Raw genomic sequence first — 810 nt, forward strand, 5'->3', positions numbered from 1 at the left:
GGCGGCGGCCACGCCCTCGCGCAGGGCGTCCACGTCCGGGACGTCCGCGCCGACGGCGGCCGTCCCCGGGCCGGGGGGTGCCGCGGTGTCGTCCGTGCCGGCGTCGATCCCCCGCCGGCCGCTCCCGGCGAACCGGCGCAGCAGCAGCGCCAGCGCCACGAGGGCGGCGGTGATCAGGAGGAAGCCCGCCCAGGCGACCGTCTCCCGGCCCATCGGCGGCTGCTGGTCCTCGACGACCGGGCCCACCGTCGGCTCCGCGGTCGGCTCGACGGGAGGGTCCGCGGTCTCCCGGACCGTCACGGGACCGCCGGGGGCGAACTCGGGGGACCAGGGCCCGGCCAGGGCGGACGCCAGCACCGCGATGACGAGCAGGACGCCGACGACGGCCGGCCGCGCCGACGACGGCCGGCGCGCCTGCCCGACGACGGCGCGCGCGCCGCCCGTCCCTGCCCCCGTGCCGTGCACCGGGACATCATCGCCGACGCCGCGCCGGGACGTCGGGGGACCCGGGATCACTCGACCCGGCCCCGGCCGGCCGCCAGGGCGGCATCCGTCCGGAGCCGGATGTTGCGTCCGTTCACACGGATGTTCCACGGACGTGACACTCGGCCCGCGGGCGCGATCAACACGTCCGGATGGTGGGAAACCGCTGGTCGCCGCGTGGTCCGTCCGGGCCCCCGCCACAGGATCGACCGCACAGGGGGCGGCGACCGTGCGAACCACGGCGGCGCACCGCGGTTCGATCACACGGAGGACACCACATGTCCGGCACCACCCACCGTCGCGGGCGCATCGTCGCGCTCGCGGCCG

The 810-nt window shown here is 78.3% G+C and carries 1 protein-coding gene; it reads right to left on the minus strand.

Annotated features, from left to right (window positions below; all coding sequences use genetic code 11):
- A partial coding sequence (locus N866_RS10840) for a hypothetical protein (protein WP_034226277.1) occupies window positions 1–465 on the minus strand: 465 nt, incomplete at its 3' end.
- Between the last annotated feature and the right edge of the window lie 345 nt (window positions 466–810).

The sequence above is a fragment of the Actinotalea ferrariae CF5-4 genome, from assembly GCF_000603945.1.
In the GTDB taxonomy this organism is placed as follows: Bacteria; Actinomycetota; Actinomycetes; order Actinomycetales; family Cellulomonadaceae; genus Actinotalea; species Actinotalea ferrariae.